This is a genomic window from Bacterioplanoides sp. (assembly GCF_965226395.1).
In the GTDB taxonomy this organism is placed as follows: Bacteria; Pseudomonadota; Gammaproteobacteria; order Pseudomonadales; family Oceanobacteraceae; genus Bacterioplanoides.
On the sequence record NZ_OZ245358.1, the window covers coordinates 3782635 to 3798890 of the forward strand.

At 49.7% G+C, this 16256-nt stretch carries 11 protein-coding genes; 5 read left to right on the top strand and 6 right to left on the bottom strand.

The features are described from left to right. Positions 1 to 65: 65 nt before the first annotated feature. The 4 genes from scpA to ACO05E_RS17405 form a co-directional block, all read right to left on the bottom strand. Positions 66 to 2213: a methylmalonyl-CoA mutase gene (scpA, locus tag ACO05E_RS17390; protein ID WP_419810753.1), complete on the bottom strand. Its 2148-nt coding sequence runs from the start codon at positions 2211 to 2213 to the stop codon at positions 66 to 68. A 222-nt stretch (positions 2214 to 2435) separates the two neighbouring features. Then, on the bottom strand, positions 2436 to 2843 hold the full coding sequence (gene mce / locus ACO05E_RS17395) for a methylmalonyl-CoA epimerase (RefSeq protein ID WP_419810754.1): 408 nt from the start codon (positions 2841 to 2843) through the stop codon (positions 2436 to 2438). A 67-nt stretch (positions 2844 to 2910) separates the two neighbouring features. Further along, positions 2911 to 5784, bottom strand: a complete 2874-nt coding sequence (locus ACO05E_RS17400) for a biotin/lipoyl-containing protein (protein ID WP_419810755.1) — start codon at positions 5782 to 5784, stop codon at positions 2911 to 2913. Positions 5785 to 5820: 36 nt separating this feature from the next. Further along, positions 5821 to 7491 (bottom strand): acyl-CoA carboxylase subunit beta, encoded by a 1671-nt coding sequence (locus ACO05E_RS17405; RefSeq protein WP_419810756.1) that lies wholly within the window; start codon positions 7489 to 7491, stop codon positions 5821 to 5823. 264 nt (positions 7492 to 7755) lie between these two features. Between ACO05E_RS17405 and ACO05E_RS17410 the strand changes: the two genes are divergently transcribed. The 5 genes from ACO05E_RS17410 (at position 7756) to ACO05E_RS17430 (ending at position 14613) form a co-directional block, all read left to right on the top strand. Continuing rightward, the gene (locus ACO05E_RS17410; protein WP_419810757.1) at positions 7756 to 8640 is read left to right on the top strand and encodes a hypothetical protein; all 885 of its coding nucleotides are present in this window, start codon (positions 7756 to 7758) and stop codon (positions 8638 to 8640) included. A gap of 3 nt (positions 8641 to 8643) precedes the next feature. Continuing rightward, positions 8644 to 10116, top strand: coding sequence for a glycosyltransferase (locus ACO05E_RS17415; RefSeq protein ID WP_419810758.1), 1473 nt, complete (start codon positions 8644 to 8646; stop codon positions 10114 to 10116). 187 nt (positions 10117 to 10303) lie between these two features. Beyond that, on the top strand, positions 10304 to 11527 hold the full coding sequence (locus tag ACO05E_RS17420) for a glycosyltransferase 87 family protein (RefSeq protein ID WP_419810759.1): 1224 nt from the start codon (positions 10304 to 10306) through the stop codon (positions 11525 to 11527). 37 nt (positions 11528 to 11564) lie between these two features. Beyond that, on the top strand, positions 11565 to 13874 hold the full coding sequence (locus ACO05E_RS17425) for an NAD(P)-binding domain-containing protein (protein ID WP_419810760.1): 2310 nt from the start codon (positions 11565 to 11567) through the stop codon (positions 13872 to 13874). Then, complete coding sequence (locus ACO05E_RS17430) at positions 13867 to 14613, top strand: glycosyltransferase family 2 protein (RefSeq protein ID WP_419810761.1); 747 nt, start codon at positions 13867 to 13869, stop codon at positions 14611 to 14613. Before ACO05E_RS17425 ends, ACO05E_RS17430 begins: the two co-directional genes overlap by 8 nt. Before the next feature lie 105 nt (positions 14614 to 14718). Here the strand turns inward: ACO05E_RS17430 and rraA are convergent, their stop codons facing one another. After that, on the bottom strand, positions 14719 to 15210 hold the full coding sequence (gene rraA, locus ACO05E_RS17435; RefSeq protein ID WP_419810762.1) for a ribonuclease E activity regulator RraA: 492 nt from the start codon (positions 15208 to 15210) through the stop codon (positions 14719 to 14721). A gap of 30 nt (positions 15211 to 15240) precedes the next feature. Next, positions 15241 to 16236: an alpha/beta fold hydrolase gene (locus tag ACO05E_RS17440; protein ID WP_419810763.1), complete on the bottom strand. Its 996-nt coding sequence runs from the start codon at positions 16234 to 16236 to the stop codon at positions 15241 to 15243. Positions 16237 to 16256: the final 20 nt, after the last annotated feature.

The following is a 16256-nucleotide window of genomic DNA, read 5'->3' on the forward strand; positions in this document are numbered from 1 at the left end:
AATTACTTTTCTGCTGCTTTCGAGAAGTAACCGATTGGTGCGTTGTTTTTATAGAAACAGGAAGATTAACTCTGCACATCGTTAATCGCATCCAACACCTGACGGGCACTGACCGGGATTTTGGTTCCCGGCCCAAAGATGCCTTTCACCCCGGCATTCCACAAATAATCGTAGTCTTGCTTGGGAATCACACCGCCAGCGACCACCACAATATCGTCTGCACCCTGCTTCTTCAGTTCTTCAATCAAAGCTGGCACCAGAGTTTTATGGCCTGCCGCCTGAGACGAAACCCCCACCACGTGCACGTCATTTTCAATCGCCTGTTTCGCCACTTCTTCCGGCGTAGAGAACATCGGTGATAAATCGATATCAAAACCAACATCGGCGAATGCGGTAGCAATGACCTTGGCACCACGGTCGTGGCCATCTTGCCCCATCTTACACACCAGCATCCGTGGACGGCGGCCATGGGTACTTTCAAAGCTCTCGATATCAGACTTAATAGACTGCCAATCTTCATCGTTCTCATACGGTGCACCATACACACCCGAGATAGTGCGGGCTTCGGCCTGGAAGCGACCAAATTCGACTTCCATAGCGTCAGAGATTTCACCCACGGTGGCACGTAAGCGCGCGGCTTTGACCGACAGGTCGAGCAGATTGCCTTTACCCGTTTTTGCACATTTAGTGATCGCCGCTAATGCCGCATTAACGGCATCAGTGTCACGTGCGGAGCGGATTTCTTCCAGGCGTTTGATCTGAGAATCCCGCACCGCCATATTATCGACTTCAAGAATCTCCAGCTCGTCTTCCTGCTCCAGCTCGTATTTATTGACGCCAACAATCACGTCTTCACCGCGGTCGATACGGGCTTGTTTCTTGGCGGCGGATTCTTCAATGCGCAGTTTTGGCAGGCCTTCTTCAATTGCTTTGGCCATACCACCTTTGGATTCGATCTCTTCGATCAGCTCCCAGGCTTTATCAGCAATTTGCTGAGTCAGGCTTTCCATCATATAGGAGCCACCCCAGGGGTCGACTACCTGACGAATACCAGTTTCTTCCTGAATAATAATCTGAGTATTTCGGGCAATACGGGCCGAGAACTCGGTTGGCAGCGCCACTGCTTCATCCAATGCGTTAGTGTGCAAAGACTGAGTGCCGCCAAAAACCGCCGCCATGGCTTCAATCGTGGTGCGCACAACGTTGTTGTACGGATCTTGTTCGGTCAGAGACCAACCTGAGGTCTGCGAGTGAGTACGCAGCATAGAAGATTTTGGATTCTGAGGATTAAACTCCGCCATTATCCGATCCCACAACAGCCGTCCGGCGCGCAGCTTGGCAATTTCCATATAGAAGTTCATGGAGATGCCCCAGAAGAACGACAAGCGTGGCGCAAAGGCATCGACATCCAAACCAGCAGCGATAGCAGTACGCACATATTCACGGCCGTCACTCAAGGTATACGCCAGTTCAAGCGCGGCATCGGCACCGGCTTCCTGAATGTGGTAACCGGAAATCGAAATCGAGTTAAATTTCGGCATATGCTCAGAGGTGTAAGCAATAATATCGCCAATGATTTTCATCGAAGGTGCTGGCGGGTAAATATAGGTGTTACGCACCATAAACTCTTTCAGAATATCGTTCTGAATGGTGCCACTCAGCTTATCCTGAGACACGCCCTGCTCTTCTGCCGCAACAATATAGTTAGCCAGAATCGGCAGTACCGCGCCGTTCATAGTCATCGACACCGACACTTTATCCAGCGGAATACCATCAAACAGAATCTTTGAATCTTCCACTGAGTCAATCGCAACACCGGCTTTACCGACATCACCGGTTACCCGAGGGTGGTCTGAGTCGTAGCCGCGGTGGGTCGCTAAATCAAAGGCAACGGAAACCCCCTGAGCACCAGCAGCCAGGTTTTTGCGATAAAACGCATTGGATTCTTCGGCGGTGGAGAAACCGGCATATTGGCGAATGGTCCACGGTCGGCCAGCATACATAGTCGCTTGCGGACCACGAACATACGGCGCCATGCCCGGCATGGTATTGGCGTATTCCAAATCTTTCACATCATCCTGGGTGTAGAGGATTTTGATCGGAATATCTTCTGGCGTATGCCACTCCATTTCTTCAGGAGTGATGCCTTTCATCTGCTTGGTCGCCAGTGCTTGCCACTGTTCTAACGTTGGGCCTTTTTTATTATCAGTCATTGGTCGTTCCTGATATGCGCTACTTTTAGCAACAAAATTTCAGGCAGCGCGAGGCAAATAAATTATCGGGTCTGTCCATAATTCATTCCCCCCGCACTTCCTATTTATACGTTTAATCGGCGGTTATCAGATACTTTGTGAGCGGCATCGGAGGCATGGATGCCGAGGACAGCGCACAAGAATGTGTTTACAGCGCGTCGCGATAAAGTATCTGTTATCCGCTTAATCCAGCTGAGGCTGATTCAGTTCAATCAACACCCCGTCACAACTCTTCGGATGAATAAAAATCACCTTGCAGTTATGAGCACCAATCGAAGGCTCATCGGATAAAAACTGATAGCCCTTCGCTTTCAGGTGCGCCACATCGGCTTCCAGATCGTCAGAGCGGAAACACAAATGGTGAATACCACCGCCCTTCTTATCCAGGTAGCCCTGAATCGGGCCTTCGCCATTTAACGGATGGACCAATTCAATACTGGTTTCTGGCAACGGGAAAAACGCCGTGCTGGTTTTAGCAGCCGCTACATCTTCCCGCCCCTTGTATGGCAGACCAAAATCTTCCATAAAGCGTTTGATGGCTTTGTCCAGATCCGGTACAGCAATGGCGATATGGTCTAAAGCAACAATCATAACTCTCTCGCTTCTGCTCTCGCTTATCAGTTATACAAACAGTCGTCATCAACAAGGTGAGTCAGCCCTACTGTATGCAGGCTAAAAACTCACCGGTTTGCTGTTCAATCCGCGCCTGAATTTCTTCGGCCGTTTCTTCAATCACCACCTCATCCGGGGTGATTTTAAACAGCGGTTGTCCTTTACTGATGATGGTGCCGTCGTCTTCTACCAGAATCTTTTTAATGGTACCCGCAAACGGCGCATTCACCTTATTAAACATCTTCATCACTTCGATGATGTATAACGGCTCACCGGCTTCAAAGTGGCTTCCAACCTCAACAAATGGTGGCAGCCCCGGCGCTTCGCAGGAATAGAACATACCACCGGTAGGCGCCAGAATTTCATCACTCTTCGCCACTGGTGGTGGCACCAGCACCTTCGCCATCTTCGCCTGCAATGCTTCATCCAGCAGACATTCCGGAATATGGATACTCAGGTCGTCGTTCACGGTCAGGTCGAAAAAGCGGGTGCTGAATCCAATAAATGGCAACAAGGATAAAATGTCACAACCGGCCTGATAACCGAGGTGCGCCGACTGAACCGCCAGCCATTGCTCCTCATCGACGGCCTCGGGAGCTGACTTGCCATTAAGAACCGCACATAATTCGGCAAAATCTGTAATCTCCAGGCGGCGTTCTAATTCATCGTAGAAAGCAATCGCCTGACTCAATACCTCATGATCATGATCCCAGATCATACTGGCCGCCGGATGCTCGGCGTTGTAATTCATATTGAGGAAGTGATAGGTGTCTTTCAGCGCCTGAACCGGATTTTTCAGCCAGATGATCTGGCCTTTTTCTGTCTGAGCAAAGTTGTACTGATTGATGCTTAACCAGCCTGCTAAAACATGCGGATCGGCAAATAAGCGCTCAATCGGACGGGTTAATAGCAGCTCTTTACGTGCCAGAACCTGCTGCATGGCCGCTTTTTCATCGTTTGAACGCACACTTGCCAGTGCTTTGGCACATACCTGTTGATAGGCGTGTTTCAGATCGAAGTTGTTGGCTTTTTGTTTTAACAGCCCCACTGCCGTCAGGTAAGGAACGATAAAACGGGTGGTTGGCCGGGCGTTGATATTGTTACCCAAAAACCAGTTCACCAGACCATAGTGAAATTCCAGATTAGTGGCTAAATCTTTACCACGCAGCTCGGTTGTACGCAGAATTTCAGCCAATCGCTCATAGCTGTCCTGGCGCTTATCACCCACCGTCAGCAGCAAGGCAATATTGCTGTCGTAGGCACCGGCCAGATGGTATTTCATAAATACGTCGGTATCCGGATTGTGCAGGGAGATGCCCTGATCATCGCGGATTTCACCCTCGCGGGCATCGGACCAATGCTCAATCACACCGCCAGCATGAGGCGCCAAAGCATGGTTGGTTGCGTTTAAACGCGCTTCCACCGATGCAGTATGGCGCACCACTCGCTGAGGCTTGGGCAAACGTGGACCGTGAGCCGCCAGCAGCACCATGGCTTCGACCAGCGAATTCACCACAAAATAGTCATCGTCATTGTCTGGATTAACGAATTTCAGCGCATAACATAGCTCAGTCACCCGATGTTCAACCTGAATCCGGGTATTCATCTCCATAAAGAAGTGTTTGTCACGATCAACAATACACTCAAAAGTAGAAACACTGTCCAGACCCACAGCTTCTGCAAACACTTCCGATTGACGCTCCATCTCCAGCAGGGTTTCGATATCCTGCTTGAGAATCTGCGCCTCGCTGTCACGCCCGTCTTTCACTGCTTCCGTCAGGGCCGATTCCAGGTCTTCAACCGTGACCGACACTTCCAGCAGCTTTTGCTCATGCATTTGCAAGGAGCAATCACGGCCGCCCATGGCTAATGTCCAGTCGCCGTTGCCAATCACCTGAATTTCCTGGTGACGAGTGGTTTCGATGTTCAGCTCAATCAGAACGTTTTTGTTATCACCCTGGCCGGTCGCTTTGACTTCATTCAGGATTTCCAGCACCAGCGACGGCGCTAAGGCTGCGACCTGTTCGAGTTGTGATTCCAGATCGCCATCAAACGACGATGGATTGGGCAGAATACGCTGGCCTTTACCGCCACCGCCGCCGATGCACTTTAGGCGAATGCGGTTTTTTGGGTAGTCACGTCCCATCACCACCACTTGCTCAGCGATGGTCGCCGCCAGCTCGTCAATACTGTAGAGGTCAATACCTTTGTGATACGACGCCGCTAAAACCACATCGGCTTTAGCCACTAGCTCTTCAGCCGCCTCGAAGGCTTCACCATTGAGTGGTAACTGCTGTTGCTCAACCAGAGCGAGCAACGCCGCCTCATCGCTGTGTTTTTTCAGCAAGGTCAACGCGGTAGCGTTATCGATCCCCGGGGTAACGCTAACACCGACTTTGAGCGCCGTACGTTTAGCTTCATCTTTTAAACCCGCATCGTGTACGGTGCGCGAGCAAGGGCCAATAAAGTTCAGCCCGGCCTGCTCCATCGCTGACACCATGTTCTCATCTTCGGCCATAAAGCCATAACCGGTGTAAATGGCGTTATAGCCATTGTCTTTGGCGATATTGATGATCTGCTGGATGCGAACGTCACGCTCTTCTTTATCGACCCCGGTGTAGTCCGGTACCCGGTGTACCCTGTCCGGATTGGTCAGTTTGCGCAGCTCTGGCGCTAAGGCGTTTTGATAGACGATGGAGTCTTTTTCCGACAACAGAATGCCGTAATGCTCAATGCCCATCTCCTCAAATACATCCATAGCCTCTTTACGGATCGGGCCACGGCAAATAATCAGCGGCTGAATATGGCTGCAGCTGAAACTCTGAGTCCATTCTCCTCCGCCCGGAATATCACGGCTGGCATTGGCCAACTGGCGATCCTGATGTACCAGAGGGTTGTTCAGGTAATAATCGTTACTCATGCTTATAATCCTGTGTGCTGACACATATCCGCTGGGCTAGTGAAATTCTCTCTGCACCGAGTTAAATGGCTCCGGCGTGTAATGGCGCAGATGAAAGGCCATGTTTTCACACAGAACTTTGCGCAAATCGCGTGGCATCACAATTTGTGATACCGCGCCAAGGCTGAGCGCTTCATTGGGATTCATCAGTTCCTCTTCATAGCGCCTGGCTAATAATGCCTCCTGCTCTTTTGCCCAATCCGCTGACTGAGCACCACTTTTGAGCGCGGCACGAATTTCCTGTAATTCTTTTTTATACACAAACTCAATCCCGGCAGGCCCCATTACCGCAGCTCGGGTAGACGGCAAGGCCACGACAAAATCAGCACCGGTTGGATAGTTGTTATAAGAAGCATACGCCCCACCAAAGGCATTACGGATAATGACCAGAAAACGCGGGGTGCGCAGATCAATGATGGCATCCAGCATCGCTCGCCCGGCCTGGACAATGCCCTGATGCTCCTGCTCTTTACCCGGCAGGAAGCCGGTGGTGTCTTCCATAAAGATCACCGGAATGTTGTAAAGATTACAGAAGCGGATAAAGCGGGCATTTTTATAGGCGGCAGCAATATCAATCTGCCCGGAGGATACCGCGGAGTTATTGGCGACAAAACCGACCACATTGCCACCCATTCGACCCAGCGCGGTAATGGTGTTGCGCGCTCGCTCAGCCTGAATCTCTAAAAAGTCACCGTGGTCACATAGCTGTTGAATCATAATGGTGACATCAATCGGCGTGTTAAATCCGGTGGGTGAGTTAAACGCTTTTTTCAGTAGTAGATCTACATCCCAGGTCTTGCGATCCAACGGATCGGAGGTTGGCTGATGAGGGGCCAGTTCGCTGTTATTGCCTGGCAGATAGTTCAGTAATTGGCGAACCTTTTTCAGCGCCGCGACTTCGTCTTTGACCACAAAGTCGGTGATGCCACTCTGGCTGTGAACCGATGGTCCACCCAGCTCTTCCGGCGTGACATCCTCACCCAGCACCGACTTCACCACCCCCGGCCCGGTCAGACCAAAAAAGGTATCATTGGGTTGAATCAGGAAACTGCCCTGGCGCGGTAAATAAGAACCACCCCCGGCATTGAAACCAAACATACACATAATGGAGGGCACCACGCCGGAGATCTTACGCAGTGCGGTAAATGCTTCGGCATAGCCATCAAGCCCACCCATGCCAGCGGGCACATAAGCACCGGCACTGTCATTCAGACCCACTACCGGAATCCGGCGTTTACCCGCCAGCTCAAACAGACGCGCCAGCTTTTTACCATTGGTGGCATCCATCGAACCCGCACGCACAGTAAAGTCATGACCGTACAAAGCCACATCGCGGCCATTAATTTTCACAACCGCGGTAACCAGGGAAGCACCGTCGAGGTTTTTACCCCAGTTCTGGAACAGTACTGTAGGAGTTTCATCCGTCAGTACCGCTATGCGCTCCCAAATGGTCATGCGTTTTTTAGCATGCTGGCGGGTAATGGCACTGACACCGGCCGCCTTACGTGGGCGTTGAATCAGCTCATAGCCTTTCTTCAGGTTATCTTCATACAGCCCCGGGTTGTAGGATGCTTGTCCCGGGATGGCAAACTCGACTTCGGCCTTCTGATCAAATGGATTAATCAGAGTCGCCAGCGCTTTGCCTGACTTCTTTTTTGTTATTGTCATGCGGTCATCGCCTGCTTACTTAAAACGTATCTTTTATACCAATTGACGCAAGATCATATAGAGCTCGGTCAAGAGTGTGAATAGTTCATTGATCACTTCTGCCTAACAATCGCCGTGAAATTTTCCACTTTATCCAAGCAGCATTAACTAAAAAGAAATGATGATATTTCTCATGAACTTCCCGTTGAGCGCTGTGTCTATTAGCTGCGCGCAACATGAATCATAAACACAAACACTATTACTGACAGACATTGAGGGTCTTTCATGAGTACACTTTCAACGCATCAAACTGAGTTCAAAAACTCTGAGCTCAAAAAAAACCATGTTGTTAATCGCACGGCAAAATTGTTGGGAGTGTTATGCCTGTCGGCATCAGCGCAGACAGCACTGGCCGGCGCCTGGACGGCTGCCGAAGGCACCGGTTATAACAAACTGGCTTACAGCGATTATCAGGCGACTGATTTTTTTGGCCCCAACGATAACTTTGACGAGTTTAAAGGCCGCAACATTTCCTTTTATGCCGAGCACGGCATCCGCGACGACGTTACCCTGATTGCTAACATCCTGTATCAGGATCTGGAACAAACTGACGCCGCAGGCAACAAAACCGATGGCAGTGGTTTCAGTGATGTGGAACTGGGCTTCCGTAAGCGTTTAATTGATGGCCCAACTGTTGTGTCTGCCAGCTTCCTGGTCAAACTGCCTTATTTATACGACGAAGATGATGAATTACCACGTGGTAATGGTCAGACCGATTATGAAGCTCGCCTGTCGTTAGGTCGCAGCCTGTACCCTTATGGTTACGTGGGTGTTGAAGCCGGTTACCGCCTCCGTGACGAAGATCCGTCCGATGAATATCGTTATTTAGTCGAATATGGCATCTCTTTCGGTAATAATCTCTATTTCCGCACCAAGCTGGACGGCACCGAAAGCGTTAACAACGGTGAAACCATCAGTGACGGCAGTAACCTGTCAGCCACCAATGAGTTTGATCTGGGTAAATTTGAATTTACCGTTGGCTGGGCCTTTGATAAGCGCCCGGGGTCTGACAGCAAATGGGGTATTGAAGCCACCTACAACGATGATGTGTATGGTGACAACACCCTGAATGGTGGCGGCTTTCAGATTGGTTTAACAAGAGAGTATTAATCCATGGCCTGGTATGACGTTGCTGTTTTAGCGTTGCACTTTTTGCTGTTATCAGCATTGTGTTTATTTGGCTTGCATCGTTTGTCCATGTTATTCCGGTGGTTCAGCCACCGGAATGATCAGGCAACACCGCTCAGCCGTTACAATGATCTTCCCGCCATGACGGTGCAGATTCCGGTATACAACGAGCGCTATGTGGCGCAGCGCATTATTGATGCCGTTGCACAATTGCGTTACCCACAGGGCAAGTTACAAATTCAGATCGTGGATGATTCCACCGATTCAACTTACGACGCTATTGCCGAGCGCGTCAGACACCACCAGCAACAAGGTGTAAATATTCAGCATGTACATCGCACCGATCGCAGTGGCTTTAAAGCCGGTGCGTTAAAAGAAGCGATGGAACATGCCAGTGGTGAATTTATTGCCATTTTTGATGCCGATTTTGTCCCGGACCCAGACATTCTGATGGATAACGTGCATTACTTTACCGATCCGTCGTTAGGTATGTTGCAGTTCCGCTGGGAGCACCTGAATCGCAAAAACAGCCAGCTGACCGAATTGCAATCCATTATGCTGGATGCCCATTTTGGTTTGGAACAACGCATTCGCTCCGGTAGCGGTTTATTCCTGAACTTTAACGGTACTGCAGGTATCTGGCGTAAAGAAACCATTTATGATGCCGGCAACTGGAGCGCCGATACACTGACCGAAGACCTGGATCTGAGCTATCGTGCCCAGCTGAAAGGCTGGAAAATGCAGTACCTGAACCACGTTCCCTGCCCGGCTGAAGTGCCGTCCGACATCAATGCCTTTAAGAGTCAGCAACATCGCTGGGCCAAAGGTGGTGTTGAAGTGATGATGAAAATGCTGGGTACCGTGTGGAAATCTCCGGCCAGCTTAAAGCACAAGCTTGAGTCGACGTTTCATTTATCCAACAACCTGGCGTATTTGCTGTTATTAATCGATACCATTTTCCTGCTGATTCCGAGCATTATGGTTCGCGAGCAATATCAGATTGAATACATCTGGTGGCTGGACCTGCCATTATTAATTGCCTCGTCACTGGGTCATATTATTTATCTGGTATTTGGCCAGTACGCTCTGCAGCGCCCGATGGGCAAAGCCTTTTCGAATATTCCCGGATTATTTTTACTGGGCATTCAGATTTCATTTAATAACGCCCGCGCCGCTTGTGAAGCATTATTCGGTCATAAAACGGAATTTGTGCGCACTCCAAAAAGTGGCGAGTTAAATGAAAAGCAGAAAACCATTAAAAAGATTCCACGTTATAAGGCGGTAGCGCCACGCGGCGCCATTATTGAAGCCATTCTTTCTGTTGTATTCACCGTATTATTGTTCTGGTGCGTTGAAAAAGAAATCTGGTTTATGCTGCCATTTATGACCTTTTTAATCATTGGTTATATCACCACCTCTGTCAGCAGTTTTATTCATTATCAACGGTTAAAATCTTAAAACCTCTGATAAATAAAAAACTGACAAATAAAAACCAATGAATAAAAAAGCACCCCTATTTAAGCTGAGCCTGATCGGGTTCAGCTTAACCATTTTAGCCAGCCACCTAATTGCTGCCCTCAGCCACTCAAGCGCCAATTTAACAAGCGGGCTTATTGGTACAGGGGTTGTTGGCACAGCAACAGTTTTGCAGTTTTTATTGGCCTCGGGCTTTATGCTGCTCAGCTGGTGGTCGCTACCGGAAAAAATCAGCAAAAAACAGATTACCCTATTACTGGCTTGTGGTGTTCTACTGCGCCTGATTTTAATTCCGGTCGACAGCTACAGCAGCAGTGACACGTCGCGTTATTTATTTGATGGCAAGCTGGCTTATGAAGGTTTCGACCCTTACCAGACTGCCCATGACGCTCCCGAACTGGAAGCCTTAAAAGCACAGTGGGCACCACCGGAAGAACACGCCAAATACGTGACCCTCTACCCGCCCGTGGCACTGGCTTTTTTTGCTCTCAGCGCCAGTACTGGCGTCGAGATGGCAACCCCGAGCTGGAAGCTAATCGTCACCACCTTCAGTCTGATCACCTTATTCGTAGGGGCGTTAATCCTGAAGCAGCTGAATAAGAGTCGTCATTTACCACTATTGGCCTTATCTCCACTGCTAATACTGGAATCCGGTGTTGGCGCACACCTGGATACCCTGTCTGCTGCCGTCATTACGCTGATTATCTGGGCGTATTTAAACCAACGCTATTCTATTACCGGTGTGTTTATTGCGTTTGGCACCGCCATCAAACTATTACCACTGGCACTGATGATGCCTCTGGTACTGCACCACTTTTTTAACGGCCGGATAAAACCTTGCTTTCAGATTGGTTTAAGCGCTCTGGCCGCATTGGTTGTTATTTATGGAATGACCTTTTGGCTGGGCTTTAAACCTATTGGCAGTATTGGTGTGTTTTTTCAGAAATGGCGTTTTGGTTCACCACTGTTCTCATCGTTAGAATCGTTATTTCCGACATCGTCTTTACTGGTCATACTGGCGGCGTTATTTATTATCGGGTTGTTATTAGTCAGTCTGAAGTTGTTTATTCAACGCCAGGACAACTCGCATCAGGCACTATTGGATAGCAGCCAATATATTCTGGCACTGCCGTTGTTTTCAAGCCCGGTATTGTTTCCCTGGTATTTGATGCCACTGATGGTACTAACCGCACTGCAGCCCAATTTGATTATTCTCAGCTGGATAACCTTAGCGCCTCTGACGTATGAAGTACTGGATCAGTTTTTATGCTGTAACCAGTGGCAACCGGCCGTCTGGCCACTTTGGGCTATGCTGACAGGAGTCATTGTTGCCGCTCTAATAAAAATTTCACTTTTTTTCTCTCAACGGAGAACTACACGCGGGAATATTTGACAAAGTTATACTAATAAATGAGAGAGATATTCCCCACATGCTTAAACGTTATATGCACTGGCTGCACGGCCAGTGGCCTTCGGGTACCGTTGAAAAATTACCGCTGGTTAATGCCGATGGCACCACCAATATCCCGGGTGTTTATGTAGTTGGGGATTTAACCGGCGTTCCACTGTTAAAGTTTGCCGCCGACACCGGTGCCAAAGCCATTAACCACTTGCTGAAGTCGGTTGATTTTCGCGACCGGAAAGTCGCTGATGATACTTACGACGTGGTGATTATTGGCGGTGGTGTCAGTGGTTATTCCGCGGCGCTGGAAGCTGAGAAAGAAGGCTTAAATGCCTTACTGATTGAATCCAGCCGACCGTTTTCAACCATTGAAAACTTCCCCGAAGGCAAACCTATTTTCACCTATCCAACCGAACTGGAGCATCAGGGTGAAATCTCTCTCGATGATGTCAGTGATAAAGAGTCGTTATTACATTCGTTAAAACTCAGTATCGCTGAAAAAAACATCAACACACTGAGCGACAAAGCCTCTCATATTGAACGCAAAGGCAAGCAGCTTAACGTTGTTACCGAGAACCAAACAGTTAAAGCCCACAAAGTGGTGATTGCCATTGGCCGCTCCGGAAACTTCCGTGAACTGACAGCCAAAGGCAAAGATCACCCCAAAGTCGTTAACCGCTTACACGACCCGAAAGCCTATAAGGGTAAAGAAGTTCTGGTCGTTGGTGGTGGTGACAGCGCGCTGGAAGCCGCCATTGCTGTTGCTGAGCAACAGGGCAAGGTTGTTTTATCCTATCGTAAAGCTGAGTTCTCCCGTCCGAAAGAAGAAAACATCGAGCGACTGAACCAGCTGGTGGCTGAGGGAGCAATTACCCTGCATCTGCGCAGCCAGCTGGAAGCCGTCAGTGATGATCAGGTGGTACTGAAACTGGACAATGGTGAAGCCGTCACCCTGCAGAACGATGCCGTACTGTCGATGCTGGGTCGTGAAGCCCCTCTCGACTTTTTCCGCCGCAGTAAAATTCAGATTGCCGGTGAAAGCACGCTGTCTGGCTGGGTTGCCTTTGCGGCGTTTTTCCTGTTCGCCATTGCATTGTACGACTGGAAAAACTTTGGTTTCCTCAATTCGTTCTGGGGCATGAGTGCCTTCCCCGACAATGCTCCCTCATTAGTGGGTGGTTTAGGTAGCTGGTGGCAGGCTCAGGTGGATGACCGCTCGACCCTGATTGGCACCATCGCGGTATCGATGAAAAGCCGCTCTTTTTATTACACCCTGATGTATACCAGTGCGATTGGCTGGTTTGGCTGGCAGCGCATCAAGCGCCGCAATACGCCATACGTTAAAGTGCAGACTCTGAGTTTATTCTTTATTCAGTTTATTCCGTTGTTTGTCCTGCCTGAAATCATTCTGCCGTGGGCCGGTTACCTCGGTGCCTTTGATGCTGGCAGCCTGAAGAGTGTCGCCGACAGCTTATTCCCAAGTTATATCTCAGCCGAAGCGTTAGCCAATAAAGAATGGCCGGAATGGGGCCACCCGCGCGCCTACTGGCATGCTTACGGGTTTATTCTTGCCTGGCCGCTGAACGTCTATAACGTCTTTACCCCTACCCCGATGATGGGCTGGCTGATCATCAGCTTTATCCAGACCTTTATCATTATTCCGGCGTTAATCTACCGCTACGGTAAGGGCGCTTACTGCGGCTGGATTTGTTCCTGTGGTGCACTGGCTGAAACCATGGGTGATACCCAACGCCACAAAATGCCTCATGGCCCGTTCTGGAATAAGCTGAACATGATTGGTCAGGTGATTCTGGTGGCTGCGTTTGTCATGCTCGTTATTCGCATCCTTGGTTGGATGTTCCCGGAAAGCTGGATGCATCAATCCTTTGATTTATTACTGAAAGGTGAAAACAAAGAGTATCAGTTAGTGAACCCGGTCAGCTGGAAATGGTTTGTCGACGTACTGCTGGGCGGTATTTTAGGGGTAGGCTTGTACTTCAAATATTCAGGCCGGGTATGGTGCCGCTTTGCCTGCCCATTATCGGCACTGATGCATATTTATGGCCGTTTCAGCCGCTTCCGTATCCTGTCGGACAAAAACAAGTGCATCAGCTGTAATGCCTGTACCAGTGTTTGCCATCAGGGCATCGACATTATGAATTTCGCCAACAAAGGCCGCCCGATGGAAGATCCTGAGTGTGTGCGTTGCTCTGCCTGTGTTCAGACTTGCCCAACCGGCACGCTGAAGTTTGGTCAGGTTGATAAGAACAACAACATCATCGCGACCGATCGTCTGGCTGCCAGCCCGGTTCAGATTATTGAGGCACGTAATGTATAACTCGCAATACGTCAGTGTGATCATCCCTGCGTTGGATGAGGAAGAAGCCATCGCCAAGGTGGTCTCATCACTGACGGCACTCACCAACGCCGATGGCTCAGCCATTTGTGATCAGATTATCGTGTGTGATAACGGTTCTCAGGATCTCACCAGCGAGCGCGCCCGCGCCTCTGGGGCTCAGGTAGTGCAACAATCCATTCCGGGGTATGGCATCGCTTGCCTGACCGCAATGGAACAGCTGGCGCCACAATGTGACATAGTGCTATTTGTTGATGGTGATGACTCCTGTTACGCCGAACAATGCCTGCCGCTTCTGGCAGCCACCAGCAATGGTTCCGATCTGGCAATTGGCTCACGGGTGCTGGGGCATATCGAAAAGCACGCTCTGACCCCGGTACAGCGCTTTGGCAATGCCCTGGCGAGCTTTTTGATTCGTTGTATCTGGAAACATCAGGTAACGGATTTAGGGCCATTTCGGGCAATTCGCAAACGCAGCCTTGAGCAGATTCAAATGGCTGATACCACCTTTGGCTGGACCATTGAAATGCAGATCAAATGCATTCAGGCCGGGCTGATCACCAGCGAACACCCGGTCGACTCAAAGCAGCGTATTGGTGTGTCAAAAATCAGCGGTACCGTGAAAGGCAGCATTAATGCCGGCATTGGTATTCTCGGGATGATTGCCAAGCTATGGTGGCGACAACGTCAAAGCGCTGCGTCTCAACTCAACAGGCACTGAAGTATTCCGATATGTGCTAACAAGAAAAAGTGTGCGGACTATAAAAAAATCGTAATAAAAAACCACAATAGATCCTCTCTATTGTGGTTTGTATTACCGTCGCTGTTATTCCGGCATACTCAGCGCTTGTGGCGAAACAATCACACCGTTGTTATCGGCATACACATAGTCGCCCGGCTTAAACTCGACACCACCAAATTTTACCGTGACATTCACATCACCCAGGCCGCGCTTGTCAGTTTTTAACGGATTGGTTGCCAGTGCCTGAACCCCTAAATCGGTTTCCATAATGACATCCACATCACGAATGCAGCCGTAAATGATGATGCCTTCCCAGCCGTTTTTTGCGGCTTTTTCAGCCAGCATATCGCCCAGCAGCGCGTGACGCATAGACGCACCACCATCCACCACCATCACCTTGCCTTTACCATCGGTATCGACCAGCTCTTTCACTTTAGAGTTATCTTCAAAGCACTTTACGGTAACAATTTCACCACCAAAAGAGTCGCGGCCACCGTAGTTGTTAAACATAGGTTCAACCACCTGAATCAACTCCGGGTATTCGTCACACAGGTCTGGCGTTATGTATTGAGTCATGTTGTATTCCTTGTAAAAATTTTCTGAACATTATTGAACAATTGAATCGGCATGGGCCGCTATCTGCTGCGCCACATGCCGTTGTTTTAACCAATCACTGATTTTCGGCCAGACATCGTCACCCGCCGGCTTGCTGGCCACCATATCCACGTGGCCATAATCACGACTGAAGCCCTGAGCCTTACCTAAAACCAGATAACTTTTATCACTGCCACCATAAAGATCATAAAAACGGCGGCAGTACTTTTCCGGGTCCGATGAATCAGCTATCGCAGCAACGGCCAGTAACGGTAAATCGGTTTGCTGCCAGAGGCGCAACAAGGGTTGGCGGCGTACCTTAAACTTCCAGCCGATCGTCCAGTCCTGTCGCCCCAGGTGTTCATTGATGATGCCAGCGGATTCATTTTCCGGTCCTATTTTTAATTTACGGCCTTCCAGCTCACCTTTCACTCTCACGAACAAACGCATCAGGCTACCCACGGGTGGTAACCACAAATACCAGGGGCGACGCACGGCTTGGGTGCCAAACATCACCAGGCTATGGGTATTCTCACTGGACAACACTCCACAAGCCGCGGCACTGGCAATCAACACGCCACCCAGAGAGTGGCCAATCCAGCCCGGCTTCTGGCCGGTTTTTTCACGTACAAAGTCATTCACCGCCGTGACGTCTGAGTGCACGTATTGCTCCAGCGTATTCTTGCGATAAGCCTGATTGCGGGGAGACAAGCCATGCCCACGGTGCTCAAACAACCAGACATCAAACCCTTCATCCAGCAGGTGGCGCGCCAAGCCAATGCCCTTGGCCGATAGCCAGAAACTGCGATTGGTAAAACTGCCATGCACCAGCACCAGCGGTGGTTTTTCGCCCGGGACATCAGCCGCCTTGCTGATATGAGTTAACGCAATCTGCACACTGGGATCGCTGCAACGATTGTGTTTTAACAGATAAACGTCTTCGTTAAAGTCCCCGTGTGTCTCTGCATTCAACAGAGTCACCGGGAATAAAGCACTGCTACTTTTCATAAATAGAAATTCTGATACAC